This window comes from Pseudomonas sp. B33.4, assembly GCF_034555375.1.
Taxonomy (GTDB): Bacteria; Pseudomonadota; Gammaproteobacteria; order Pseudomonadales; family Pseudomonadaceae; genus Aquipseudomonas.
Map to the genome: position 1 here is coordinate 4,616,609 of NZ_CP140706.1, position 26,105 is coordinate 4,642,713.

At 59.8% G+C, this 26,105-nt stretch carries 21 protein-coding genes; 13 read left to right on the forward strand and 8 right to left on the reverse strand.

Annotation, left to right across the window (positions count from 1 at the left end; all coding sequences use genetic code 11):
• Window position 1: 1 nt before the first annotated feature.
• The 7 genes from U6037_RS20235 (at window position 2) to U6037_RS20265 (ending at window position 11,000) form a co-directional block, all read left to right on the forward strand.
• Window positions 2-388, forward strand: coding sequence for a phage holin family protein (locus U6037_RS20235; RefSeq protein WP_016985474.1), 387 nt, complete (start codon window positions 2-4; stop codon window positions 386-388).
• Window positions 385-723, forward strand: coding sequence for a hypothetical protein (locus U6037_RS20240; protein ID WP_322844304.1), 339 nt, complete (start codon window positions 385-387; stop codon window positions 721-723). Before U6037_RS20235 ends, U6037_RS20240 begins: the two co-directional genes overlap by 4 nt.
• Window positions 724-844: 121 nt before the next feature.
• Complete coding sequence (locus tag U6037_RS20245) at window positions 845-2,008, forward strand: EAL domain-containing protein (RefSeq protein ID WP_322844305.1); 1,164 nt, start codon at window positions 845-847, stop codon at window positions 2,006-2,008.
• Between the two features lie 76 nt (window positions 2,009-2,084).
• The gene (locus U6037_RS20250; protein ID WP_322844306.1) at window positions 2,085-3,413 is read left to right on the forward strand and encodes a deoxyguanosinetriphosphate triphosphohydrolase; all 1,329 of its coding nucleotides are present in this window, start codon (window positions 2,085-2,087) and stop codon (window positions 3,411-3,413) included.
• 314 nt (window positions 3,414-3,727) lie between these two features.
• Window positions 3,728-4,354, forward strand: a complete 627-nt coding sequence (locus U6037_RS20255) for a response regulator transcription factor (protein ID WP_322844307.1) — start codon at window positions 3,728-3,730, stop codon at window positions 4,352-4,354.
• A gap of 8 nt (window positions 4,355-4,362) precedes the next feature.
• Window positions 4,363-8,007: a transporter substrate-binding domain-containing protein gene (locus tag U6037_RS20260; RefSeq protein WP_322844308.1), complete on the forward strand. Its 3,645-nt coding sequence runs from the start codon at window positions 4,363-4,365 to the stop codon at window positions 8,005-8,007.
• Between the two features lie 47 nt (window positions 8,008-8,054).
• A complete protein-coding gene (locus tag U6037_RS20265; protein WP_322844309.1) occupies window positions 8,055-11,000 on the forward strand; it encodes an HD domain-containing phosphohydrolase in 2,946 nt (981 codons plus the stop codon).
• On the opposite strand, the gene U6037_RS20270 is transcribed toward U6037_RS20265, so the two are convergent.
• A complete protein-coding gene (locus U6037_RS20270) occupies window positions 11,001-11,483 on the reverse strand; it encodes a GAF domain-containing protein (RefSeq protein WP_242205649.1) in 483 nt (160 codons plus the stop codon).
• Entirely contained in the window at window positions 11,480-12,370 is an 891-nt protein-coding gene (locus U6037_RS20275) for an ATP-binding protein (RefSeq protein WP_322844310.1), read from the reverse strand. Before U6037_RS20275 ends, U6037_RS20270 begins: the two co-directional genes overlap by 4 nt.
• Before the next feature lie 166 nt (window positions 12,371-12,536).
• Between U6037_RS20275 and U6037_RS20280 the strand changes: the two genes are divergently transcribed.
• The gene (locus tag U6037_RS20280) at window positions 12,537-14,858 is read left to right on the forward strand and encodes a hybrid sensor histidine kinase/response regulator (protein ID WP_242205653.1); all 2,322 of its coding nucleotides are present in this window, start codon (window positions 12,537-12,539) and stop codon (window positions 14,856-14,858) included.
• On the opposite strand, the gene U6037_RS20285 is transcribed toward U6037_RS20280, so the two are convergent.
• The 3 genes from U6037_RS20285 to msrB form a co-directional block, all read right to left on the reverse strand.
• Window positions 14,842-15,303: a MarR family transcriptional regulator gene (locus U6037_RS20285; RefSeq protein ID WP_322844311.1), complete on the reverse strand. Its 462-nt coding sequence runs from the start codon at window positions 15,301-15,303 to the stop codon at window positions 14,842-14,844. The two genes, U6037_RS20280 and U6037_RS20285, sit on opposite strands and share 17 nt — an antisense overlap.
• Window positions 15,300-15,785, reverse strand: a complete 486-nt coding sequence (locus tag U6037_RS20290; protein ID WP_034155230.1) for a glutathione peroxidase — start codon at window positions 15,783-15,785, stop codon at window positions 15,300-15,302. Before U6037_RS20290 ends, U6037_RS20285 begins: the two co-directional genes overlap by 4 nt.
• A 108-nt stretch (window positions 15,786-15,893) precedes the next feature.
• A complete protein-coding gene (msrB, locus tag U6037_RS20295; RefSeq protein WP_322844312.1) occupies window positions 15,894-16,289 on the reverse strand; it encodes a peptide-methionine (R)-S-oxide reductase MsrB in 396 nt (131 codons plus the stop codon).
• Between the two features lie 224 nt (window positions 16,290-16,513).
• Between msrB and U6037_RS20300 the strand changes: the two genes are divergently transcribed.
• Window positions 16,514-17,725, forward strand: a complete 1,212-nt coding sequence (locus U6037_RS20300) for a pyridoxal phosphate-dependent aminotransferase (RefSeq protein WP_322844313.1) — start codon at window positions 16,514-16,516, stop codon at window positions 17,723-17,725.
• Between the two features lie 303 nt (window positions 17,726-18,028).
• A complete protein-coding gene (gene htpX / locus U6037_RS20305) occupies window positions 18,029-18,916 on the forward strand; it encodes a protease HtpX (RefSeq protein WP_007908619.1) in 888 nt (295 codons plus the stop codon).
• Window positions 18,917-19,114: 198 nt separating this feature from the next.
• Here the strand turns inward: htpX and U6037_RS20310 are convergent, their stop codons facing one another.
• Window positions 19,115-19,762 (reverse strand): thiopurine S-methyltransferase, encoded by a 648-nt coding sequence (locus tag U6037_RS20310; RefSeq protein WP_322844314.1) that lies wholly within the window; start codon window positions 19,760-19,762, stop codon window positions 19,115-19,117.
• 103 nt (window positions 19,763-19,865) lie between these two features.
• On the opposite strand from U6037_RS20310, the gene U6037_RS20315 reads away from it, so the two are divergent.
• Window positions 19,866-20,633, forward strand: a complete 768-nt coding sequence (locus tag U6037_RS20315; protein ID WP_322844315.1) for a class III extradiol ring-cleavage dioxygenase — start codon at window positions 19,866-19,868, stop codon at window positions 20,631-20,633.
• A gap of 159 nt (window positions 20,634-20,792) precedes the next feature.
• On the opposite strand, the gene U6037_RS20320 is transcribed toward U6037_RS20315, so the two are convergent.
• A complete protein-coding gene (locus U6037_RS20320) occupies window positions 20,793-22,466 on the reverse strand; it encodes a DEAD/DEAH box helicase (RefSeq protein ID WP_008088238.1) in 1,674 nt (557 codons plus the stop codon).
• A 423-nt stretch (window positions 22,467-22,889) separates the two neighbouring features.
• Between U6037_RS20320 and U6037_RS20325 the strand changes: the two genes are divergently transcribed.
• The gene (locus tag U6037_RS20325) at window positions 22,890-23,681 is read left to right on the forward strand and encodes a crotonase/enoyl-CoA hydratase family protein (RefSeq protein ID WP_322844316.1); all 792 of its coding nucleotides are present in this window, start codon (window positions 22,890-22,892) and stop codon (window positions 23,679-23,681) included.
• A gap of 111 nt (window positions 23,682-23,792) precedes the next feature.
• On the opposite strand, the gene U6037_RS20330 is transcribed toward U6037_RS20325, so the two are convergent.
• The gene (locus U6037_RS20330) at window positions 23,793-24,548 is read right to left on the reverse strand and encodes a spermidine synthase (protein ID WP_322844317.1); all 756 of its coding nucleotides are present in this window, start codon (window positions 24,546-24,548) and stop codon (window positions 23,793-23,795) included.
• A 153-nt stretch (window positions 24,549-24,701) separates the two neighbouring features.
• On the opposite strand from U6037_RS20330, the gene U6037_RS20335 reads away from it, so the two are divergent.
• Window positions 24,702-26,048: a class II 3-deoxy-7-phosphoheptulonate synthase gene (locus U6037_RS20335; protein WP_322844318.1), complete on the forward strand. Its 1,347-nt coding sequence runs from the start codon at window positions 24,702-24,704 to the stop codon at window positions 26,046-26,048.
• Window positions 26,049-26,105: the final 57 nt, after the last annotated feature.

Genomic DNA, 26,105 nt, shown 5'->3' on the forward strand with positions numbered 1-26,105 from the left:
TATGTCGATCGGTGAATCCGGCCCGACTGCGGGCACCGCCTCCTCCACGCGACGCTTGGGCGCCGCCGTTCTTGGTCTGCTGCACAGCCATGTCGAATTGTTCGGCATCGAATTGCAGGAGCAGAAATCCCGTACCGTCAGCCTGTTGCTGTTCGCCGGCCTGGCCCTGGTTTTTGCCCTGTTGTTGCTGGTGGGATTGTCGACATTGGTGATGATCGTGTTCTGGGACACTTACCGCCTGGCGGCGATCATTGGCCTGTGCGTTTTCTATACCCTGGCCTCGATTTTCTGCGGACTGCGCCTCAAGGCGGCGATCTTCGATGAGTCCTCGCCTTTCCACGGCACGCTCGAAGAGCTGGCCAACGACCGGGAGCGCCTGCTGCCATGAGCCTGCCTGAACTGCCACACAACAGCTCGCGCCGGGAAATGCGCAAGGCGTTGATCCGCCTGCGCATGGAAATGCATCGCCAGGAAATCCGCCATGAAGCCGGGCAAGTCCTGCAACCACTGCAGCGCATGCGCGGCATGACGCAGAATCTGCAAGGCGGTTTCGGCATCAAACACGCGCCTTTGTGGGGCGTGGCTGCCGTTACGCTATTGGGCTTTATCACCGGCAAAGGCGCGAAAAGCGGCGGCGTTGGCGGATTGACTCGCTTGATCCGCCTCGGCACCAGTCTCGGACCGCTGATCAAACTGGTGATGCAGAGTTCGGCAAAACGCTAAGCAGATCTATCTGGCTACATTCTTGCAATAGCGGCGGGATGAACCTCTTTATCCGGAGGTTCAATCCCGTAAGCCTACCCGGCTGGCGGGGTTCAACCAAAACAAGAACCAAGGAGGCCCCGTGATCGACGGGCAACCGCTCGCCTGCTTTCAGCCTTTCATCGATACCGCCACGGGACGTATTGCCGGCGTCGAAGCATTGGGTCGCCTGCGTCAGGCCGACGGTCAACTGACTTCGGTCGGGCCGTTGTTCGCCGACTCGCGTACACCCGCCATTGCCTTGCGCCGTCTCGACCGGCAAATCCGCGATAACGCCTTGAGCCGCTTGCACGAAGCGCCGGCTGACTGGTTTCTCAGTCTGAACATGTCGCCGCGCTGGATCAGTCGCCTGCGCGCCGATCAAGCCCTGCCCAGCCTCAAGCAATTGGCACGCTACAACATCGATCCGCAACGTATTGTTTTCGAAATCACCGAGCTGGGCGGCAATGGTCAACGCCTGGCCGAAGTGGTCGCGCGTTACCGCGAGGCGGGCGCAAGAATCGCCATCGACGACTTTGGCGCCGGCTACTCGCAACTGGATCGGGTGCTGGCACTGCAACCGGACATTCTCAAACTCGACATGCGTCTGTTCCAGGCTGCGGCACTGGGCGGGCCAAGCAGTGATGTGGTCAAGGCTCTCGCACAGATGGCCGAGAAGACCGGCTGCTGGATCATTGCCGAAGGCGTCGAAACCGAAGCACAGCTGAATTTCGCCTTGGAATGCGGATCGCGCTATGTGCAGGGATTCCTGTTCGCGCGGGCACAGGAGGCGTTCTTTGACACCGATGCGTTCGTCCAGCGCTTCGCCGAGCTGCGCCAGCGATATGTTCGGCAAAAACTTGCGGAACGCGGTCGGCTGATGCAAATGCGTCAGCAACTCGCTGAACTGATGTCGATCCTGCAAGCCTGGGCTCAGGCGCACGCACCGTTGAGCGCATTGCCACAACTGGACGCCTTCCCCTGGTTGCTGCGCTTTTATCAATGCGATCGCCACGGTACACAGCTGACGCCCAACCTCGAATGGCGCCAGCACGCTTGGGTCGCCGACAATCGTTATCTGGGGCACAACTGGTCGTGGCGTCCGTACTTCTATCATTTGCTCGCCGAAGGTTGGGAGGAGCGGCGTTTGACGCTTTCCAATACCTACCGCGATGCCACCAGCAACCAGTACTGCCTGACAGCCGGGCAGTTTTTCGACAACGGTGAGCGTTTGCTGTTGATCGACATTGACGCCGCCGGACTGTAGTTCCGCTTGCAGGGCCGGGTGTGAACCGGGAAGCTAGGGGTCAACGCCCCCAGTCATCTGACGGAGAGAATCAGCCTTGGATTGGCAAACCCTGCTCAACCGCGAACGCCTCGGCAAGCCGCTGCACAGCCCGCAAGAACTTGGCCGCAGCCCTTTCCACAAAGACCACGACCGCATCATTTTCTCCGGTGCCTTCCGCCGCCTCGGACGCAAGACCCAAGTGCATCCGGTCACCAGCAACGACCACATCCACACGCGCCTGACCCACTCGCTGGAAGTCAGTTGCGTCGGCCGTTCGCTAGGCATGCGGGTGGGCGAAACCCTGCGCAGTGCCCTGCCCGAATGGTGCGATCCGGCCGACCTCGGTATGGTCGTGCAGTCGGCGTGTCTGGCCCACGACATTGGCAATCCGCCGTTCGGCCATTCCGGTGAAGATGCCATTCGCCACTGGTTCCAGCAGGCGGCCGGGCGTGGCTGGCTCGACGGCATGAGCGAAGCCGAACGCGCTGACTTCCTCAACTTCGAAGGCAATGCCCAAGGCTTTCGCGTACTGACTCAGCTGGAGTACCACCAGTTCGACGGCGGCACACGGCTGACTTACGCCACTCTCGGCACTTACTTGAAATACCCGTGGACCGCGCGCCACGCCGACTCCCTGGGCTACAAGAAACACAAATTCGGCTGTTATCAGAGCGAGCTGCCGCTACTCGAGCAGATCGCCCACAAACTGGGCCTGCCACAGATCGAGGATCAACGCTGGGCGCGTCACCCGTTGGTGTACCTGATGGAAGCCGCCGACGACATCTGCTACGCGCTGATCGATCTCGAAGACGGCCTGGAAATGGAGCTGCTGGACTATGCCGAAGTCGAATCGCTGCTGCTCGGGCTGGTGGGCGATGATCTGCCGGAAACCTATCGTCAGCTCGGCCCGCAGGATTCGCGTCGACGCAAACTGGCGATTCTGCGCGGCAAGGCCATCGAGCATTTGACCAACGCCGCCGCGCGAGCCTTTGTCGAGCAACAGGACGCACTGCTTGCGGGCACGCTGCACGGCGATCTGGTCGAACACATGCACGGTCCGGCCAAGCGTTGCGTGTTGAATGCCAAGGACATCGCCCGCAAGAAAATCTTTCAGGACAAACGCAAAACCCTGCATGAGATCGGCGCCTATACCACGCTGGAGATCCTGCTCAACTCGTTCTGCGGCGCGGCGCTGGAACAACACAACGGTCGCACGCCGTCGTTCAAGAGCCGGCGCATTCTCGATCTGCTGGGCAGTAACGCACCGGATCCGCACGGTTCGTTACACACCTCGTTTCTGCGCATGATCGACTTCATTGCCGGCATGACCGACAGCTACGCCAGTGACATGGCGCTGGAAATGACCGGTCGCTCCAGTCACTGATCCATTGCACGCGGGCGGCCATTGATACTGGCAGCCCGCAGGCATCGCACGTACTGCCGCCAACTGATCACTCAGCAACTTTAAACAGCTATAAAAAACCATTTACAGCCAGCACTTGCAAATCATTCAAGTCAAACTATAAGCCTGTTCAAATCCTGCACTTCCTTACGTCAAACCTAGTTTGACCGTAGTCCGTTTCCTCATTAGTTGTAGGAACAATCCGATAACGTGACTAGAGCCATGTCACTTCATGCGAGCGCTCATTCAACTGAGCTAAGGTGCGCGCTTTATTCGTGCTTGCATGGGATTTGATTATGAACTCCGTTTTTATTGTCGACGATCACCCGGTCATCCGTCTCGCCGTTCGAATGCTGCTGGAGCATGAAGGTTACAAGGTCGTCGGTGAAACCGATAACGGGGTCGATGCCATGCAAATGGTGCGCGAATGCATGCCCGATCTGGTGATTCTCGATGTGAGCATCCCCAAGCTGGACGGCCTCGAAGTCCTCGCCCGCTTCAATGCCATGGGCTCTCCGTTGAAAATCCTGATTCTGACGGCACAGTGTCCGACCCTCTTCGGCATTCGTTGCATGCAATCCGGCGCATCGGGTTATGTCTGTAAACAGGAAGACTTGAGCGAACTGGTCAGTGCGATCAAAGCGGTACTTTCCGGTTACAACTATTTCCCCAGTCAGGCATTGAATCCTGTTCGCAGCGACGACGTTCGTTTTGCCGAACTGGAACTGTTCAAATCCGTCAACGACCGCGAATTGATGGTATTGCAACTGTTTGCCCAAGGTCGCACTAACAAGGAAATAGCCAAGGGCATGTTTCTGAGCAACAAGACTGTCAGCACCTACAAAAAACGCCTGATGCAAAAACTCAAAGCCAGATCCCTTGTAGAACTTATCGAGATGGCCAAACGAAACGCACTCGTGTGAGAGCCCGCATGCCCAGCCGTTTAAAGGACTATTTAATGGCGTTGAGTGCAGGCCTGTGCCTGAGCACCAACGTATTCGCCATGCCCGGCACTTCACCGGACTATGCCCTGCTCAGCCGGTCGGCGAACGAACCGGTGCAGGTCACGCTCGAACAGTCCCAACGGCAATGGCTGCATGCACGTAGCGAACTGGTTCTGGGCACCTCGGCGCCCGACTACCCGCCTTTTGACATGACCGTCAGCGGCAAGGACTACGAAGGCCTCACGGCCGACTACGCCGGGCTCCTCGGCCAGGCCACCGGTTTGCCGATCAGGGTGCAGCGCTTTGCCTCTCGGGATGCTGCCATTCGCGCATTGGTCGACGGCCAGGTCGATCTGCTCGGTACCGCGAACGGCTTCGAAGCGAGCAATGCCAACCTCGCGTTATCAACCCCCTATGCCGTTGATCAGCCTGTGCTGGTCACCCGCGAAGACGAAACCCGCTCTCTCACCGAAGGCCTGGCCGGCTTGCGGCTGAGCATGGTCTATCACTATTTGCCGCTACCCGAAGTCAAGGCGCTGTACCCCAAAGCGCTCATTACCTGCTACCCCTCCTACCAGAATGCGATCAATGCCGTAGCGTTTGATCAGGCCGATGTGTTCCTCGGCGACACCCTTTCAACTCACTACATGATCAACAAGGGCTACCTGAACAACGTGCGCATGGCCAACTTCGGCAAACAGGAAGCCCAGGGATTCAGCTTCGCCGTACGCCGCAACAACCCGCAACTGCTGGCGATCATCGACAGCGTGATCAAGGCCGTACCGGCCAGTGAGCGTGACAACATCGCCAAACGCTGGAGCGCCGGCAGCGATCTGCTGCTCACCGATCAGAAACTGCAACTGACCCAGCGCGAAGAAGCGTGGCTCAAACAGCATCCGGTGGTCAGCGTGGTCGTGAATGAGGCATTCGCACCCCTGACGTTTTTTGACAACGACGGCAATTTCCGTGGCATCAGCGCCGACTTGCTCGAGCTGATTCGCCTGCGCACCGGCCTGCGTTTCGAGATCCGCCGCAGCCGTAACGACGCGGAAATGATCCAGCAGATCGACCGTCATCAAGCCGACCTGATCGCCGCCCTGCTACCGTCGGCGGAACGTGAAAAAACGCTCAACTTCAGTCGTCCTTACCTGGAAAACTCCTACGTTCTGCTGACCCGCAAGAGCGCCGATGGCCCGACCAATCTGGGCCAGCTCAAAGGCAAACAACTGGCGATTGCCCAAGGCAACCCGATGGTCGAGTACTTGCGCCGGGATTATCCGCGCATCCATCTGATTGAAACACCAGACACGTTCAGCGCGGTCTCGCTGCTCGCTGAAGGCCAGGTCGACGGAGCTGTGAACTCGCTGGTCATTGCCAACTACTTCATTTCCTCGCGGATCTTTAACCAGCCATTGCAGATCACCACCACCATCGGCACCGGTCAGGCGGCCTTTTCACTGGCGACCGCGCGGGACAATACGGAATTGACCTCGATCATCAACAAGGCGTTGTTGAGCATCGCACCCGATGAACTGGGTGTGATCAATGGCCGCTGGCGCGGTTACTCCACGGCGTCTCAAAACATCTGGCACAACTACCAGCGCCTGTTTTATCAAGTGATTATCGGCGCCTGCCTGGTATTGCTGTTGCTCCTGGCCTGGAACGCCTACATGCGCCACCAGATCAAACAACGCCAGGCCGCCGAGCGCGCACTGAACGACCAGTTCGAATTCATGCGCTCACTGGTCGATGGCACGCCGCACCCGATTTATGTTCGCGACCGCCAGGGTCTGCTGCAAAGTTGCAACGAAAGCTACCTCGAAGCCTTCAATGCCAGGCGTGAAGACGTCATTGGCAAAAGCGTCATCGAGGGCACCCTGAGCAACGCGTTCGAAGCCCAGGCCTTTCAGGCCGATTACCAGCGCGTCGTTGCCGAGGGCACGCCGATGGTCGTAGACCGGCCTCTGCACATCGGCAACCGGCGCCTGACCATCTATCACTGGATCCTGCCGTACCGCGACTCCAGCGGCGACGTGAAAGGCATCATCGGCGGCTGGATCGACATCAGCGAACGTCGGCAGCTGTTCGAGGAGCTGCGCACGGCCAAAGAGCGGGCGGATGAGGCCAACCGGGCGAAAAGCACCTTTCTGGCGACCATGAGTCATGAAATCCGCACGCCGATGAATGCCGTGATCGGCATGCTCGAGCTGACACTCAGACGCATGGATCAACAGCATCCGGATCGCCCGTCAATCGACACGGCCTATCATTCAGCCAAGGATCTGCTGGGTTTGATCGGTGACATTCTCGATATCGCGCGGATCGAATCCGGACGCCTGAGTCTTTGCCCGGAACGGGTCAATCTGGTCGACACCGTGACGTCAGTAGCGAGGATCTTCGACGGTCTTGCACGACAGAAGAATCTCTCCCTGCAAGTCATCTTCAATCCGCCGGATCTGGCCGTCGATGTGTATCTGGACCCTTTGCGTTTCAAACAGGTGCTGTCGAATCTGGTCAGCAATGCGATCAAATTCACCGAACAAGGCCATGTGCGCATTACCCTCGATCTGATGAATACCGAGGTGCCGGCGCGCGCCCTGCTACAACTGACCGTGCAGGACAGCGGTGTCGGCATCAGGGCGGAGGATCAACAACGCTTGTTCGAACCGTTTGCCCAGACCGAAAACAGCAGTCAGCAAGGCAGAAGCGGTGCCGGACTGGGGCTGGTGATCAGTCGCAATCTGTGCGAAATGATGGGCGGACAACTGCAATTGAGCAGCCAGCCGGGCATCGGCACCCAGGTCTGTCTCTCGCTGGCGCTGGAAACATTGCCGATACAGGTGAATACCGCCAAAAGTGAACCTGCAATCAAAACATCAAGCTCGCCCCTGCTTGTGCTGGTGGTAGACGACCACCCGGCCAATCGCCTGTTGATGTGCCAGCAACTGGAGTTTCTCGGCCATCACTTCAGCATTGCCGAGAACGGCTGCAGCGGTCTGGAACTGTGGAAGGCTGGCCATTTCGATCTGGTCATCGTCGACTGCAACATGCCCTTGATGAATGGTTATGAACTGACTCGCGCCATTCGTCAGCATGAACTGCAGACACGCTGCCCGCCGTGCACCGTGCTGGGCTTTACAGCCAATGCGCAACCCGAGGAAATCCAGCGTTGCAAACAGGCCGGCATGAACGACTGTCTGTTCAAGCCCCTGAGCCTGAGCCTGCTCAGCCAGTGGGTCGATGGCATCACGCCGGCTTCAACTCCTCCGGCATTCAATCTGCAAAACATGAATATGCTCACCGGTGGCAACCCGGCGCAGGCTCGCCGACTGCTGGCCGAATTACTCAAAAGCAGCCGTCTCGACCGCCAGGAATTACTCGCGCTGTCGCCCGAACATGATCGCGGCGCGCTGGCAGTGGTCGCACACAAGATCAAGGGTGCCGCGCGCATTGCTCAGGCCACGCGCGTGATCGAATGTTGCGATGCCCTCGAGCAGGCCTGTGCCGAGGCGCTGACGACGCCTGAGATCGCCCGCCATTGCGAGGCCAGCAACCGCGCCATGCTCGAACTGGAGCAGGCCCTTCAGCGACAATTGACGTTGTCGGATCGAGGCACAATGAGCGTGCCTTAACTATGCTTGGCGCTGAGCAGTGAGTTAACCATCATGGAGAGCCAGAAATGCCCAGCCCACTGCGCCCGGAACAACGCCGGTTCCCGCTGCATGTGCACATCAGCGTCATGTTCACCTTCCTGCTGCTGCTCACCGGGGTCGTGCTGGGATTGTTCAATTACCGCCAGACCACGCAGATCATCCTTTCGAGCAGCGAGAAGCTGTTCGAGCGGATCGAACAGGACGTGCGCCTGGACATGTCCGCCACCTATCAGCCGATCCGGCATCTGCTGAGCCTGCTGGCGGACAACCCCGCCACTCAGGCCGAGCGCCTTGAACAGCGCTTGCCCTTGCTCAGACCGTTCAGCCAGTCGCTCACCGACAACCCGAATCTGGCTTCGCTGTATCTGGGTTATGCCAATGGCGATTTTTTCATGGTGCGCCCGCTGCGCAGCGCCGCGCTGAAAACACTGCTCAACGCCCCTGAAGCGGCGGCATATCAGGTCTGGAGCATCGAGCATGACGCGCAAGGCGCCATGCACTCACAGTCACTGTTTTTCGATCAGGCACTGACGCCGGCAGGCCGTCAGGACAACCCCGAAGACCGTTACGATCCGCGCAGTCGTGCGTGGTTCACCGATGCCCGCGAGCAAAGCGAGCAGATCACCACCGAGCCCTACGTGTTTTTCTCCACGCACAATGTCGGCACCACGCTGGCCCGACGCAGCGGCGCGAACGCCGTGATTGGCGCTGACCTGACGCTGGTCGCACTGTCTGCCGCTCTGAGCAAACACGTGGTCACCGCGTCCACCGAAATTGCCTTGTTCGATGCTGACGGCAACGCTGTGGCCTACCCCGACAGCCAGAAGCTGATCGTCGATGGCACTACCGCTCACCTGGCAAAAGCCGCAGACCTGAGTCCAGGTCTGCACGCGCTGCTGTCCGGTGCGCATTCCGGCAATCGCCTGGAGGCGGATGGGCGGCAATGGATCGTCGCCCGCAGCAGCATTCAGGAGGGCGGCCCGAAAGGTTTGCAACTGGCGCTACTGGTACCGGAAGACGAGTTGTTGGTCGATGCCTACCGCTTGCGCTGGCAAGGTGCGCTGATCACCCTGGCGACCTTGCTGCTGTGCCTGCCACTGGGCTGGGTGATTTCGCGAATTCTGGTCAAGCCGTTGCACGCGCTGGTCAAGGAAGCCGACGCCATCCGCAGTTTCGATTTCAACTTTCCGCTGGCCCGGCGCTCGCCGGTGCTGGAAGTCGACCAGTTGAGTGTGTCGATGGCGCGGATGAAGGACACCCTGGCGAGCTTCTTCCGCATTACCGACACCCTCGGTGCCGAAACCCGCTTCGCCCCCCTGCTGCAACGGGTGCTGTTCGAAACGGTGCAGATTGCTCAGGCGCAGGCGGGGCTGATCTATCTGCGTGAAAGCGACAGCAGTCGCATGGAGCCTTACGGACTGGTCATCGACGGCACGCCTCAGCCCCTGGAGGCGTTCGACATTCAGGGCCATGATCTGCAACACAATCAGGGTCCGGCGTGGTTCGAGCAATTGGTCAACGCCAACAATGTGGTGAGCAACTTTGGCGTCGATCAGGCTGGCGATCTGCAAAAAGTCCTGCTGGCGATGCAATCGCCACGCATCCATCTGATCGGCATCCGCCTGCACAATCGCCACGACGAAACCATCGGCCTGCTGATCCTACTGGTAAACGACAGCGGCACGGCGGCCGACCTGGAAAAACTGCGTCCCGACCGCATCGCATTCCTCCAGGCTGTGTCCGGCGCGGCGGCAGTGAGTATCGAGAGCCAGCGCCTGCAAGCCCGCCAAAAGCAGTTGCTCGACGCCTTCATTCAATTACTTGCCGGTGCCATCGACGCCAAGAGCCCTTATACCGGCGGACATTGTCAGCGCGTGCCGGAGCTGACGCTGATGCTTGCCCAGGCAGCGGCAGCCAGTCAGGCGCCGGCCTTCAGCGCCTATCAACCCAGCGAAGACGAGTGGGAAGCCTTGCACATTGCCGCGTGGCTGCACGATTGCGGCAAGGTCACGACGCCGGAGTACGTGGTCGACAAGGCGACCAAGCTGGAAACCATCAACGACCGTATTCATGAGATCCGCACCCGCTTCGAAGTGCTCAAGCGTGATGCCTGGATCAGCTATTGGCAGGCGCGGGCGCTGGGCGGTGATGAGACCGCACTGGCCGAGCTGCGTGACACGGCACTGACAGCGCTGGACGACGACTTTGCGTTTGTCGCGCGCTGTAATCTGGGCAGTGAGGCCATGGCCGAAGCGGATCTGCAACGCCTTGATCATCTGGCTCGACGCACCTGGTTGCGTACCCTCGATGACCGTCTGGGTGTGTCCTGGGAAGAGAATCGACGCCAGTCGCGCACGCCGGCACCGAGTTTGCCGGTCGGTGAGAAGCTACTGGCAGACAAGCCCGAACACTTGCTCGAACGCGACCCGAACGAGTTGATTCCTGAAGACAATCCGTGGGGCTTCAAACTGGATGTGCCGCGCTACAAATACAATCGCGGCGAGCTGTACAACCTGAGTATCAGCCGTGGCACCCTGACCCGCGAAGAACGTTACGTGATCAATCACCACATGGTCCAGACCATCATGATGCTCAGTCACCTGCCCTTCCCCGGCCATCTCGACAGCATTGCCGAAATCGCCGGCGGTCATCATGAAAAGATGGACGGCACCGGCTACCCGAAACGCCTGAAGCGTGAAGACATGAGCCTGCCCGCGCGAATGATGGCGATTGCCGATATCTTCGAGGCGCTGACAGCAGCCGATCGCCCGTACAAGAAAGCCAAAACCTTGAATGAAGCGTTGGCAATTATGGCGACCATGTGTCGCGAAGCACATATCGATGCGCAACTGTTTGGATTGTTCATCAATGAGGGCGTTTACATGCAGTACGCCGTGCGCTTTCTCGATTCCGCGCAGATCGACAGCGTCGATCCGGCCAGCCTGCTGCACAAAGCTGGCCTCACCGCATGATCAGCAGTCAGTCAGACGCAGGAAAATCGCCGCCAGTTGCTCGATACCCGCCTGATCCTGCGCGCCGAAACGCGCCAGTTTCGGGCTGTCGAGGTCGAGCACACCGATCAGGCGTCCGTCCTTGACCAAGGGCACGACCAGCTCACTGTTCGAAGCGCTGTCGCAGGCGATATGACCGGGGAACGCATGCACGTCTTCGACGCGTTGGGTTTGCTGACTGGCCGCCGCCGCGCCACACACACCACGGCCGAACGGAATGCGCACACAGGCGATCTGGCCCTGGAACGGACCCAGCACCAGCTCTTCGTTGCGGTTGAGGTAAAAACCCGCCCAGTTCAGATCATCGAGCTGGTTGAACAGGAACGCCGAAAACTGCGCGGCGTTGGCGATGAAATCGCGCTCATCCGCCAGCAGCGATTCCAGTTGCGCGGCCAACATGCCATAGCCTTCGAGGCCCTGGCCGCTTTGTTGCAAATCAATCATGCCTTGTGCTCCAACAATTTCAGTCCCACCCAGTAACGGGCGAATTGGTACGCGCAACGTCCGTTGCGATTACCGCGGCCGGTGGCCCAACGCACGGCAAGGATGTCCAGCTCTTCGTCGCGTTGCCAGCTCAGGCCAGCCTTGGCCGCCAACTGGCCGATCCAGTGTTCGACGACGTTAAGGAAGTGTTCTTGGGTAAACGGATAAAACGACAGCCACAGACCGAAACGGTCCGACAGCGCGATCTTGTCTTCAACGGCTTCGCTGGGATGCAGTTCGCCGTCGACGCGTTTCCAGTTTTCGTTGTCGCTTTCCTTCTCCGGCACCAAGTGGCGGCGGTTGGAAGTGGCGTACAGCAAAACGTTATCCGGGGCCTGCTCCAGCGAGCCGTCGAGCACGCTTTTGAGCACGCGATAATCACCTTCACCGGATTCGAACGACAAGTCATCGCAAAACAGCACGAAACGTTGTGGCAGCTTGCCGATCTGCTCGACCACTCGTGGCAGATCCGCCAGATGATCACGCTCGATTTCGATCAGGCGCAGGCCGGCGGCGGCGTGTTCCGCGAGCAAGGCCCGCACCAGCGACGACTTGCCGGTACCGCGCGAGCCCCAGAGCAATGCATGGTTGGCCGGCATGCCATCGAGAAATTGCTGGGTATTGCGCCCCAGTTGCTCCAGTTGACGGTCGACACCGATCAGGTCGGACAGGCGCATGTCGAGGCTGACTTCCAGCGGCAGCAGATAGCCGCTGCGCCCGTCGCGCTGCCAGCGCGCAGCCAGACAAGTATCCCAGTCGATCACCGGCCGTGTTGCCGGCAACAACGGTTCGATCCGCGCCAGAACCGACTCGGCGCGTTCAAGAAAAGCATTCAATCGGGAATCCACGTCTTCTCCTCGGGCACGTTCACAGTGATGATGACGATCCAGCGACGACGCACAGATCAAAATTCACCTACCAAGCCTTGTTACAAGGCGATTCGGGAACCTCGGTATCCATACATGATCGACTATGCTTGAGCAGCGAAGGGAAACGGAAGTGGTTCAACACCCCATGGATATCAAATTCACCCACCGGCTGTCTTACAAGCAAGCCAGGCTTACCGTGCTGGTCGGGTTCATTCTGGGCACGCTGCTCAGCCTGCTGCAAATCGGCATCGATTATGCCAGTGAAGACGCCTCTATCAACCGTGAAATCCTGTCTTTACTGGAAATCAGCCATAACCCGGCGTCACGTATCGCCTACAACATCGACGCCGAGCTGGCGCAGGAACTGACCCTGGGGCTGTTGCGCTCACCGGCGATCATTTCTGCGCAACTGATCGACAACAACAGCACAGTGCTGGCCAGCGTCAAACGCCCGGAACTGCAAAGCGGGTATCGGGTAATCAGCGACTTCCTGTTTGGTGCCAAGCGCCAGTTCGAGGATCGTCTGTACCTGGACCATCTGCCCAACGAATCGCTGGGCGTGTTGAGTCTCGAGGTCGATACTTTCGCCTTTGGCAGCCGCTTCCTGCGCCGGGCCGAGGTGACCCTGCTCAATGGCTTCGCCCGCAGCCTGATTCTGACCGGCATCCTGCTGGCGCTGTTCTACGTGATGCTGACCAAACCACTGGTGCGGGTGATCCGCGAACTCAGTGGACGCGACCCGCGCAGTGCCGAACCGACCACGCTGGAATGTCCGGCCGGCCACGCCAACGATGAAATCGGCGTACTGGTCAAAGTCGCCAATCAACAGTTCGAGAACATCGCCACAGAAATCCAGCAGCGGCGCAACGCCGAAAACCGCCTGACCGACTATCTCGGACAACTGGAAAATATCGTCTCGGCGCGCACCGCCGAACTCAAGGCAATCAATGCGCGGCTCAGCCAGTCCAATCAGGAACTCGAAGTGGCCCGCAGCACCGCGCTGGAAATGGCCGAGGCCCGCTCGGCCTTCCTCGCCAACATGAGCCATGAGATCCGCACGCCGCTCAACGGCCTGCTGGGGATGATCGCGCTGTCACTCGACGGCCCGTTGAACGCCGAGCAGCAGCAACAGCTGTCGATCGCCCACGATTCGGGCAAGGTGCTGGTGGAGTTGCTCAACGATATTCTCGACCTGTCGAAATTCGATGCCGGGCAGCTGGAGCTCGAGCACATTCCGTTCGATCTTGGCTCATTGATCGAAGACACCGCCAACCTGCTCTCGCAAAATGCCGCGCCGAGCGTCGAGCTGACCTGCCTGATCGACCCGCACTTCCCCGCCCTGGTGCTGGGCGATCCGACCCGGGTCCGGCAGATCGTCAGCAACCTGCTGTCCAACGCGCTGAAATTCACCCGGTTCGGCCGGGTGGATGTGCGCTTGTCGACCTCAAGGGATGGCGTGCGCATCGAGGTCTGCGACACCGGCATCGGCATCGCCCAGGACGCGCAGCTGAAAATCTTCCAGCCGTTCACCCAGGCGGGCGCCGGGATCACCCGTCAGTATGGCGGCACCGGGCTGGGACTGGCGCTGACGTACAACCTCTGCGAAGCCATGCAGGGCCGCCTGACCATCAGCTCCGAGACCGGCTTCGGCAGTCAGTTCTGTGCCGAGCTGCCGCTGCCCTGCCATACCCGCGCACTGGCACCGGCGCCGCTGCACGGCAAGATACTCGCCATCACCGCCGCCAGCAGTGGTCTGGCAGAGCTGTTGCAGAGCCTGCTGCCGGTCTGGGGACTTGCGTATGAACAGCGCACCATTGATGACTCGCTGCTGGGCCTGACCCCGGACGTGGTGATCACCGATTGTCCGGAGTGCCTGTTCGGCCTGCGCCCGACGCTCGTTGCGCCGATTTTGCTGGTGACCGCCTACGGCAGTTTCCTGCCGAGCGAAGAAGCGGCCGCCCTGGCTCCGCTGCAGCAGCAGGCGCGACCGTTGGCGCGCAATGCGCTCTACCAGAACCTGCGGCGCACCCTGCAACCGGACGTGGTTGCGATCAACGATGCGCAGCTCGAAACCTCTCCCTCGGTGCGACGCGGACGGGTGTTGCTGGTCGAGGACAACCCGGTCAATCAACTGGTGGCCAAAGGCATGCTCGGCAAACTGGGCTGCGAGGTCATCGTCGCCGCCCATGGTGCCGAAGCGCTGGATCAACTGGAATATCACGAATTCGATCTGGTACTGATGGACTGCAACATGCCCGTCATGGACGGTTACGAGGCCAGCCGGCAGATCCGCCAGAGCGGACGCTGGCCGAACCTGCCCATCGTCGCCCTGACCGCCAACGCGATGTCCGAGGAACGCGAACGCTGCCGCGCGGCAGGCATGAGCGACTATCTGGCCAAGCCGTTCCGCCGTGAAGAACTGGCGGCACTGCTCGATCAATGGATTCCGACTACGACAGCGCCTTGATCTGCCCCAGCAAGTGATCGAGACCGTCGCGCAAGTCATTGAGGCGGTCCAGATCCACCCCGCTGTCGCACAGCAGCCGGGCCTTGAGCGGACTGACCTGCTCACGCAAGGCTTGCCCGGCCGGCGTCAGGCTCAGGTGAACTTCGCGCTCGTCGCGCGTCGAACGCTGGCGCTGCACCCACTGCAATTGCTCCAGACGCTTGAGCAACGGCGTCAGCGTGCCCGAGTCGAGCGCCAGGCGCTCACCCAACGCCTTGACGGTCGGTTGCTCCGGCGCGCTGTCCTGCCATTCCCACAACACCAGCATTGCCAGATACTGCGGGTACGTCAGGCCGAGCTGATCGAGCATCGGCTTGTAGGCGCGAATCACCGCCCGGGAGGCGGCGTACAACTTGAAGCACAACTGGCTGTCGAGCTTCAGCGAATCGACCGGCAGGCTGTTCATTTGAGCAGGGCTTCGATCTCGCGGCTCAGGTCCTGCGGCTTGGTGGCCGGGGCGAAGCGCTTGACCAACTGGCCATCCTTGCCGATGAGGAACTTGGTGAAGTTCCACTTGATGCCTTGGGAACCCAGTACGCCCGGCGCACGTTTCTTCAACTGCACGAACAGCGGATGAGCGCCGGCGCCGTTGACTTCGATCTTCTTGAACAGCGGGAAGCTGACACCGAAGTTCAGCTCGCAGAATTCGCTGATCGCACCCTCGTTGCCCGGCTCCTGCTTGCCGAACTGATTGCAGGGAAAGCCCAAGACCACCAGGCCCTGATCCTTGTAGGTCTGCCACAGCTCTTCAAGGCCTTTGTACTGCGGGGTGAAGCCGCACTTGCTCGCGGTGTTGACCACCAATACCGCTTTGCCGGCGAAATCGGCCAGGGTCTTTTGTTCACCTTTGATCGTGGTGCAGGGGATGTTCAGCAGGTTGTCGCTCATGGGGCGGGCTCCGCAGACTGTCGGGAAAGACCAAACATAGCGAGCAATTAAATTGCGTGCAATTTAATTATTCAAAAACAAGGCGACCCGGAAGTCGCCTTTATTCGCTTATTCCCGTGGTACCAGGTCCAGGCACACCGAGTTGATGCAATAGCGCAGGCCGGTTGGTGGTGGGCCATCGGGGAACACATGACCCAGGTGCGCATCGCAGCGCGCGCACTTCACCTCAGTGCGGATCATGCCGTGGCTGATATCACGAATTTCGGTCATCGCGCTTTCGCCAATCGGCGCGTAGAAGCTCGGCCAGCCGCAGCCGGAATCGAATTTGGTCTTGGAGTCGAACAGCGCTTCATTGCAGCAAACGCAGTGATAGACACCGTCGGTCTTGGTGTCGTTGTATTTGCCGGAGAACGGTCGCTCGGTCGCACTGAGACGGCAAACGTTGTATTGCTCGGGGTCGAGCATCTCACGCCATTCTTCCAGGGTTTTTTCCAACTTTTCCATCATCACACCTCAGCGGCTGAAAAAGCCCGATCTGTACCTTTTCCACGGATCGGGCGGCACGTATGATTGCGCCTCGTCACGCACCAGTCTGGCAGCCAGACCGGGCGCATTCAAACGGATTATGGGAGCCACGGCTCAAGACGTCCGCCTGTGTGAAAACACAGGAATCCCAGCACGGTTGTCCATTCGCCGCCTGGATCGTTCATTTTCGGGATCACATCGCCATGCAGTTCAGCAAATCGAACAAGCTCGCCAACGTCTGCTACGACATTCGCGGCCCGGTGCTCAAGCACGCCAAACGACTGGAAGAGGAAGGCCAGCGCATCCTCAAGCTGAATATCGGCAACCCGGCGCCGTTTGGTTTCGAAGCGCCGGACGAAATTCTTCAGGATGTGATCCGCAACCTGCCGACCGCGCAAGGCTACAGCGATTCCAAAGGCCTGTTCAGCGCGCGCAAAGCGGTGATGCAGTACTACCAGCAAAAGAATGTCGAAGGTGTCGGCATCGAAGACATCTACCTGGGCAACGGCGTGTCCGAGCTGATCGTGATGTCGCTGCAGGCGCTGCTCAACAACGGCGACGAAGTGCTGGTGCCGGCCCCGGACTATCCGCTGTGGACCGCCGCCGTCAGCCTCGCTGGCGGTAACGCCGTGCATTATCTGTGCGACGAAGGCGCCGACTGGTTCCCGGATCTGGCCGACATCAAGGCCAAGATCACCCCGAACACCAAAGCCATGGTGATCATCAACCCGAACAACCCGACCGGCGCGGTGTATTCCAGGGAAGTGTTGCTGGGCATGCTGGAAATCGCCCGCGCGCACAACCTGGTGGTGTTCTCCGACGAGATCTACGACAAGATTCTGTATGACGATGCCGTGCACATCTGCACGGCTTCGCTGGCGCCGGATCTGCTGTGCCTGACCTTCAACGGTCTGTCGAAGTCCTACCGCGTGGCCGGCTTCCGTTCTGGCTGGATCGCCATCTCCGGGCCGAAACACAACGCGCAGAGCTACATCGAAGGCATCGACATGCTGGCCAACATGCGCCTGTGCGCCAACGTGCCGAGCCAGCATGCGATCCAGACCGCACTGGGTGGCTATCAGAGCATCAATGATCTGGTGCTGCCGCAGGGTCGTTTGCTGGAGCAGCGCAACCGCACCTGGGAGTTGCTCAACGACATTCCAGGGGTGAGCTGCGTCAAGCCGATGGGCGCGCTGTACGCGTTCCCGAAAATCGATCCGAAGGTCTGCCCGATCCACAACGACGAGAAATTCGTCCTCGACCTGCTGCTGTCCGAGAAGCTGCTGGTGGTACAGGGCACGGCGTTCAACTGGCCGTGGCCGGATCACTTCCGCGTGGTCACCCTGCCCCGCGTCGACGATCTGGAAATGGCCATCGGCCGCATCGGCAACTTCCTCAAGTCGTACCGCCAGTAACTGGCCAGCAGTGCGCAACGGCCAAACGTTGCGCACTGTCTGATTCAGCAACACTTCTGCGTTCCAGCTCTGCGTACGCCTTCTACACTTGCGATTCGTATCAGTCACCTGCGCCTGAGGTAATGGCGACGGGTCGCGGCTGGCTGTCATCCCTATCGGTATCTGTCGTGGGAAATGTGCCAAGCACCGAAGAATCCACTGTAGGACACAGTTTGAAATAGTCACTCAGTTGAATAGCCCGGTGCAGCACCTTATATACCCCGCAGTACGCTACATCTTTAGCTTGAGGAGATTTCTACAACCATGATGCGCATCCTGCTGTTTTTGGCCACTAACCTGGCGGTCGTGCTGATAGCCAGCATCACCCTGAGCCTGTTCGGCTTCAACGGGTTCATGGCGGCCAACGGGGTTGATCTCGACCTTAGTCAGCTGCTGGTTTTCTGTGCAGTCTTTGGTTTCGCCGGTTCGCTGTTCTCGCTGTTCATCTCCAAGTGGATGGCGAAGATGAGCACCGGTACCCAGATCATCAGCCAGCCACGCACCCGGCATGAGCAATGGCTGCTGCAAACCGTCGAGCAACTGTCCCGCGAAGCCGGGATCAAGATGCCCGAAGTCGGCATTTTCCCGGCCTACGAAGCAAACGCCTTCGCCACTGGCTGGAACAAGAACGACGCGCTGGTCGCGGTCAGCCAGGGCTTGCTCGAGCGTTTCTCGCCCGATGAAGTGAAAGCTGTACTGGCCCACGAAATCGGTCACGTGGCCAACGGCGACATGGTCACGCTGGCGCTGATCCAGGGCGTGGTAAACACCTTCGTGATGTTCTTTGCGCGGATCATCGGCAACTTCGTCGACAAAGTGATCTTCAAGAACGAAGAAGGCCAGGGCATCGCTTACTACGTGGCGACCATCTTCGCCGAACTGGTACTGGGCATTCTCGCCAGTGCGATCGTCATGTGGTTCTCGCGCAAGCGCGAATTCCGTGCCGACGAAGCCGGCGCACGTCTGGCCGGCACCAGCGCGATGATCGGTGCACTGCAACGCCTGCGCGCCGAACAGGGCCTGCCGGTGCATATGCCCGACACCCTGAACGCCTTTGGCATCAACGGTGGCATCAAACAGGGCTTCGCCCGCATGTTCATGAGCCACCCGCCGCTGGAAGAGCGTATTGACGCACTGCGTCGTCGCGGCTGATCAGATTGGCGTAAAAACAAAAGGCCCGCAGTGATGCGGGCCTTTTTTTGTTGCCTGACAAATGGGTTGCTCCCAATGGCCTCATCGCTGGCAAGCCAGCTCCCACAATGATTTGTGGGCGCTGAAGATTTTGATGAACACCCGAAACCCTGTGGGAGCTGGCTTGCCAGCGATGGGGCCAGCCCTACTGGCGCAGAACTATTGGCTGGAAATCCGGTACACCCGCTCCTCCAGACGCGTCACCCCCGCCTGCAAGAACTTCCAGCTCTCGCCCAGCACATCTTGCTCTTCCAGCATCTGCACCTGCCAGACATCTTCCAGCAACCGCTGCACCTCTTTATCCGCCACCGCAAATGGCGGCCCCGGCATCTGCGCCTGATCGTAATCCAGCGTAATCAACAGTCCCTGCACCCCTTGCGCAAGGATCTGCTGAAGATGCGCCGCATAACGCTCACGCATCGGCGGCGGCAAGGCGATCAGTGCCGCCCGGTCGTACAGCGCCGTGCAGTCGGCCACATCGTTCGCCGTCAACGCGAAGAAGTCACCACACCACAACTCGATGGCATCACCGCGATAGACCTTGAACGCGCCCTTCTGACTAATCTGCGGCTGAATCTGATGCTCGGTGAAGAAGTCTTCGATCGCCTTTTCCGACAGTTCGATCCCGAGCACCGAATGACCGCGCTCAGCAAGCCACGCCAGATCCATACTTTTCCCACACAAAGGTACGAGCACCCGCGCCGATGCCGGGACCGCCCAGTGCCGCTGCAAATACGGATTCACCTCCGGCAGGTGAAAACCGATCTGACCGGACGCCCACTTCTTGTGCCAAAACTCAGGCTGCATGCATCACTCCCAATAATTCGATCAAAAAGCGTTAAAACTTATATTAGATTTAGATCAATGATCTGACTGAAGATGAGCTCATCTTAACGCTCAGGAACCCATCATGTTTCCCAGCCTGTTTATTTCCCACGGCTCCCCCATGCTCGCGCTGGAACCCGGTGCCAGTGGCCCGGCGCTGGCGCGTCTGGCCGCTGAATTAGCGAAACCCAAAGCCATCGTGATCGTCTCCGCCCACTGGGAGAGCCACGAACTGCTGGTCAGCAGCCATGCGCAACCGGAAACCTGGCATGACTTCGGCGGCTTTCCCCGCGCACTGTTTGAAGTGCAGTACCCGGCGCCGGGTAATCCACAGTTGGCCGCTGAGGTGGCCGATCTGCTGAATGCCAACAACCTGCCCGCACGCCTCGACCCGCAACGCCCGTTCGATCATGGTGTCTGGGTGCCGTTGTCGCTGATGTACCCGCAGGCGGATATTCCCGTGGTGCAAGTCTCGCTGCCGAGCCGCGCTGGCCCGGCACTGCAAACCCGGGTCGGCCGAGCGTTGGCGGGCCTGCGTGATCAGGGCATTTTGCTGATCGGCTCCGGCAGCATCACCCACAACCTGCGCGAACTGGACTGGCATGCTGGCCCGGAAAGTGTCGAGCCGTGGGCGCGGGATTTCCGTGACTGGGTGATCGAGAAGTTGGCGGCCGACGATGAGGCGGCGCTGCATGATTATCGCCAGCAGGCGCCGCATGCGGTGCGCAGCCATCCGAGCGATGAGCATTTGTTGCCGCTGTATTTTGCCCGGGGTGCGGGCGGTGAGTTCAGCGTGGCGCACAAAGGATTCACGATGGGCGCACTGGGCATGGACATCTATCGCTTCGGTTAAAAGCAAAAGATCGCAGCCTTCGGCAGCTCCTACATTTGGAATGCGTTCCCCCTGTAGGAGCTGCCGAAGGCTGCGATCTTTTGATCTTTCAGGCAGGCAAAAAAAATCCCCGAACCAGTCGGGGATTTTTTATGTTCGATCAATCAGCCCAAGGGCGGATCAATCTTCGCGATAGCGACGCAGTTTCAGCTGCTTACCGGCAACGCGAGTGTCCTTCAGTTTGGTCAGGAGTTTGTCCAGACCATCTTCCGGCAGCTCGACGAGGCTGAAGCTGTCACGCACCTGGATGCGACCGATCGCTTCACGGGCCAGACCGCCTTCGTTGAGGATGGCGCCCAGCAGGTTCTTCGCAGCGATACCGTCACGCGCACCCAGCGCGGTACGGCAACGAGCACGGCCTTCGCCCAAAGGCATTGGCGCGCGACGCTCGCGGTCACCACGATCAGGACGATCACCGGTGCGCTCAGGACGGTCGCCACGCGGTGCGTTATTCGGCACCAGTGGACGTTCCTTCTCGATCGCGGCCAGGTTCAGCGCTTGACCGTTGGTGGCTTTGCGCAGCAGCGCAGCAGCCAGAGCACGCGGGGTGCAACCGATGTCTGCAGTTAGACGATCGAGCAGCTCACCGTGAGTCGACTCGGCATCAGCAACCAGCGGCGACAGGCTGTTGGTCAGTTTCTTGATGCGTGCATCGAGAACAGCTTGAGCGTCCGGCAGGCGTACTTCAGCGACTTTCTGACCGGTTACACGCTCGATCACCTGCAGCATGCGGCGCTCACGTGGAGTCACCAGCAGCAGTGCACGACCTTCGCGACCGGCACGGCCAGTACGGCCGATACGGTGAACGTAGGACTCTGGATCGTACGGCATGTCAACGTTGAACACGTGAGTGATGCGCGGAACGTCCAGACCACGAGCAGCAACGTCGGTCGCGACAACGATGTCCAGACGGCCATCTTTCAGCGAGTCAATAACGCGCTCACGCTGGTTCTGGGCGATGTCACCGTTCAGCGCCGCGGCTTTGTAGCCTTTGGCGTCGAGGGCACTGGCCAGGTCCAGGGTCGCTTGCTTGGTGCGCACGAACATGATCAGAGCGTCGAAATCTTCCACTTCCAGCAAGCTGAGAACGGCCGAAGTCTTCTGGTCAGCGTGAACCAACAGGTGAGCCTGTTCGATCGCGGTAACGGTCTGGGTCTTGGTCTGGATCTTCACGTGTTGCGGATCGCGCAGATGGCGTTCGGCAATGGCGCGGATCGACTGCGGCAGGGTAGCCGAGAACAAAACGGTCTGACGGGTCGCTGGCAGCGCCTTGAAGATGACTTCCAGGTCATCCATGAAGCCCAGTTTCAACATTTCGTCAGCTTCGTCGAGAACCAGGTGGTTCACGGTCGACAGCACTTTTTCGTCACGACGCAGGTGGTCGCACAGACGGCCCGGAGTGGCGACAACGATCTGTGCGCCATTACGGATTGCTTTCAGTTGCGGGCCCATCGGCGCGCCGCCGTAAACGGCCACAACAGTAACGCCCGGCATTTGCTTGGCGTAGGTTTCGAAAGCGGTTGCTACTTGCAGCGCCAACTCACGAGTTGGCGCCAGGATCAGGGCTTGCGGTTCGCGCTTGGCAGGATCGATGCGGTGCAGGATAGGCAGTGCGAACGCGGCGGTTTTACCGGTACCGGTTTGCGCCTGGCCAATCATGTCCTGGCCGGCCATGATGATCGGGATCGATTGCTGCTGAATCGCCGAAGGCTCTTCGTAGCCGGTCGCTGCGACGGCTGCAAGAATATTCGGGTTAAGATTAAAAGCGGCGAATCCGCCGGTTTCCTGGGTCATGGGTCTGCCTCTAAGTGCATCCGCAAAGACCCATGCTCCAAAGCTGCGCATGCCGTGTTGAGACTCAAGAGTCGCCCTGGCAGCTTTGTCGGCGGGGATTTGCGAAAACGAATGAATGAAAAAAAGAATCGTCCGGGAAGAGCCCGCAATGCGGACGTGCAGCCGAAGCTGACTTCGGGAAATTGCGCTACCTAAACGCGGCCCGGTTAAAGGCCGGCGCGCACTATACCGGATTTTGCCCAAAAAGGGAGCTTTTTTTATCGTCTGAATGCGTGTGTCACCGCTGTGTAATGGGGTTTTGCGGATAATCGCGCCAAGGTCTATTTTTCAAAGGCCCGGCCCTGCGGGCGATGACGCTTAAACGATTCATCGATGTGCGGCATACCGTCGCTGCACCCGCCCTTCCCGCCCGAGGATTTCGCCATGAATCAGCCCTGCCCCGGCCGCGTCAGCCGTGAACGTCGTGGTCACGTCCATCTGATTGGCCTCGATCGAACGGCCAAACGCAATGCTTTCGACCTCGACCTGCTCAACGAGCTTAGCCTGGCCTATGGCGAGTTCGAGGCCGACAGCGAGGCGCGGGTAGCCGTGGTGTTCGGTCATGGCGAACACTTTACCGCCGGTCTGGATCTGGTGAATGCCAGCTCGGCTTTGGCGCAAGGCTGGCAGGTTCCGACCGGCGGTTGCGATCCGTGGGGCGTTTTCGTCGGGCCACGGGTGAGCAAACCGGTGATTGTCGCCGCGCAGGGTTACTGCCTGACCATTGGCATCGAGCTGATGCTGGCGGCAGATATCAATCTCTGTGCGAGCAATACCCGCTTCGCACAAATGGAAGTGCAGCGTGGAATTTTTCCTTTTGGTGGCGCGACTTTACGTTTTCATCAGGTGGCCGGATGGGGCAATGCGATGCGCTGGTTGCTCACCGGCGATGAGTTCGATGCGCACGAGGCGTTGCATTTGGGATTGGTGCAGGAAGTGATGGCCAGTGAAGACCTGTTGCCGCGGGCGATTGAGTTGGCAGAACGGATTGCCCGGCAGGCGCCTTTGGGCGTGCAGGCGACGTTGATGTCGGCGCGGCAGGCACGTTATGAGGGTGAGACAGCGGCGGCGCAGGGGTTACCGGCGCTGGTAAAGAAGTTGTTGGCCAGTGAGGATGCCAAGGAGGGGGTGCGCTCGTTGGTAGAGCGGCGACCTGGAGTCTTCAAGGGGATCTGAAAAATTTGGCGCCTGCCATGACGCCATCGCGAGCAGGCTCACTCCTACAAGGGAACGCATTTCAATGTAGGAGTGAGCCTGCTCGCGATAGGGCCAGCAAGGCCAGATGCCTCAGGTGGCTGGGCGAATACTGTTGATCAACGACTGCAACGAATACCCCAACCTCGGTGCCAGCGCTTCAGCCCGGACCGTCAGTGCCTGCATGTCCAGTTCCTGATCGAGATCCGCCGGCACCAGCAGAATCACATTGCCCTCCTTCACCGGCAGCTCCCAATAATGCCGGTGGTACAGCCCGCGCAACAACGCCGCACCCAACGGTTTGCCATCGTCTGTGGCCCACTGGTTGATCACCAGCCAACCGCCCGGATTCAGCCGCTTCTGACAGTCGCCGAGAAAGCTCCAGGCCAGATGGCCGACACCCGGCCCGACATCGGTGTACAGGTCCACAAAAATCAGGTCCGCCGGCTCAGCCGTCGGCAGCAGTTCGAGGGCGTCACCGACGCGAATGTACAGCCGCGGATCATCATCCAGGCCAAGGTATTCGATGGCCAGACGCGGCACATCCGGGCGCAATTCAATCGCTTCGACATCTTCCAGCGGCAGAAACTTGAGGCAAGCCTGAGTCAGCGTACCGGCACCGAGCCCCAGAAACAGCGCACTCTCCGGCTGTTCATGGCACAACGCACCAATCAGCATCGCCCGGGTGTAGTCGTATTCCAGCCAGCTCGGATCAGCGGTGAACACGCAGCTTTGCTCGATCGCATCGCCGAACTCGAGAAAGCGGTAATCAGCCACTTCCAGCACGCGAATCACGCCGAACTCATCCTGTACTTCGGCGAGCAGATGCTCGACGCGCTCCTCAGTCATTTCGTCTCCTGATGGTCACCGGGCGCGGTGACGCGATGGCACCGCTGTGGCGCCGTGGCAAAGCGGCGATTGTCGGTGATGGGGCGGGAGCAGGTCACGCACTAATTGCTGCTACCATGGGCTTCCCGTGCGTAGAACCAATTAGAGACCGTGATGAGCCAACCGTGGAGCCCTGACAGCTGGCGCGCCCTGCCGATCCAGCAGCAACCGCAATACCCCGACGCCGCGCACCTGAGCCAGGTCGAGCAAACCCTGGCCAGCTATCCGCCACTGGTGTTTGCCGGCGAAGCACGCGAACTGCGCCGTCAGTTCGCCGAAGTCACCCAGGGCCGGGCCTTCCTGCTGCAGGGCGGCGATTGCGCGGAAAGTTTCGCCGAGTTCTCCGCAGCGAAGATTCGCGACACCTTTAAAGTGTTGCTGCAAATGGCGATCGTCATGACCTTCGCCGCCGGTTGCCCGGTGGTCAAGGTCGGGCGCATGGCCGGTCAGTTTGCCAAACCGCGCTCGGCCAACGACGAGACCATCGACGGCGTGACGTTGCCGGCTTATCGCGGTGACATCGTCAACGGCATCGGTTTCGATGAGAAGAGCCGCGTACCGGATCCGGAGCGTCTGCTGCAGTCCTATCACCAGTCCACCGCGACGCTGAACCTGCTGCGCGCGTTTGCTCAGGGCGGTTTTGCCGACCTGCACCAAGTACACAAGTGGAACCTCGACTTCATCGCCAACTCGGCGCTGGCCGAAAAGTACAGCCACCTCGCCGACCGCATCGATGAAACCCTGGCGTTCATGCGCGCCTGCGGCATGGACAGCTCGCCGCAACTGCGCGAAACCAGCTTCTTTACCGCCCACGAAGCGCTGCTGCTGAACTACGAAGAAGCCTTCGTGCGTCGCGACAGCCTGACCAACGATTACTACGATTGCTCGGCGCACATGCTGTGGATCGGCGACCGCACCCGCCAACTCGACGGCGCGCATGTCGAGTTCCTCCGTGGCGTGAACAACCCGATCGGCGTCAAGGTCGGCCCGAGCATGGACCCGGATGATCTGATCCGTCTGATCGACGTGCTCAACCCGGACAACGATCCGGGGCGCCTGAACCTGATCGCACGGATGGGTGCGAACAAGGTCGGCGATCACTTGCCGGCGCTGATCCGCGCGGTGCAACGTGAAGGCAAGCAGGTGCTGTGGAGTTCCGACCCGATGCACGGCAACACCATTAAGGCCAGCAGCGGTTACAAGACCCGCGACTTCGCGCAAATCCTCGGTGAGGTTAAACAGTTCTTCCAGGTGCACGAAGCCGAAGGCAGTTATGCCGGCGGCATTCACATCGAGATGACGGGGCAAAATGTCACCGAGTGCATTGGTGGCGCGCGGCCGATTACTGAAGATGGCTTGTCGGATCGCTATCACACCCATTGTGATCCGCGGATGAATGCCGATCAGTCGCTGGAGTTGGCGTTCTTGATCGCTGAAACCCTGAAGCAGGTTCGCCGCTAGACCGCGTCCCGCAAACTTGTAGGAGCTGCCGAAGGCTGCGATCTTTTGATCTTGTTT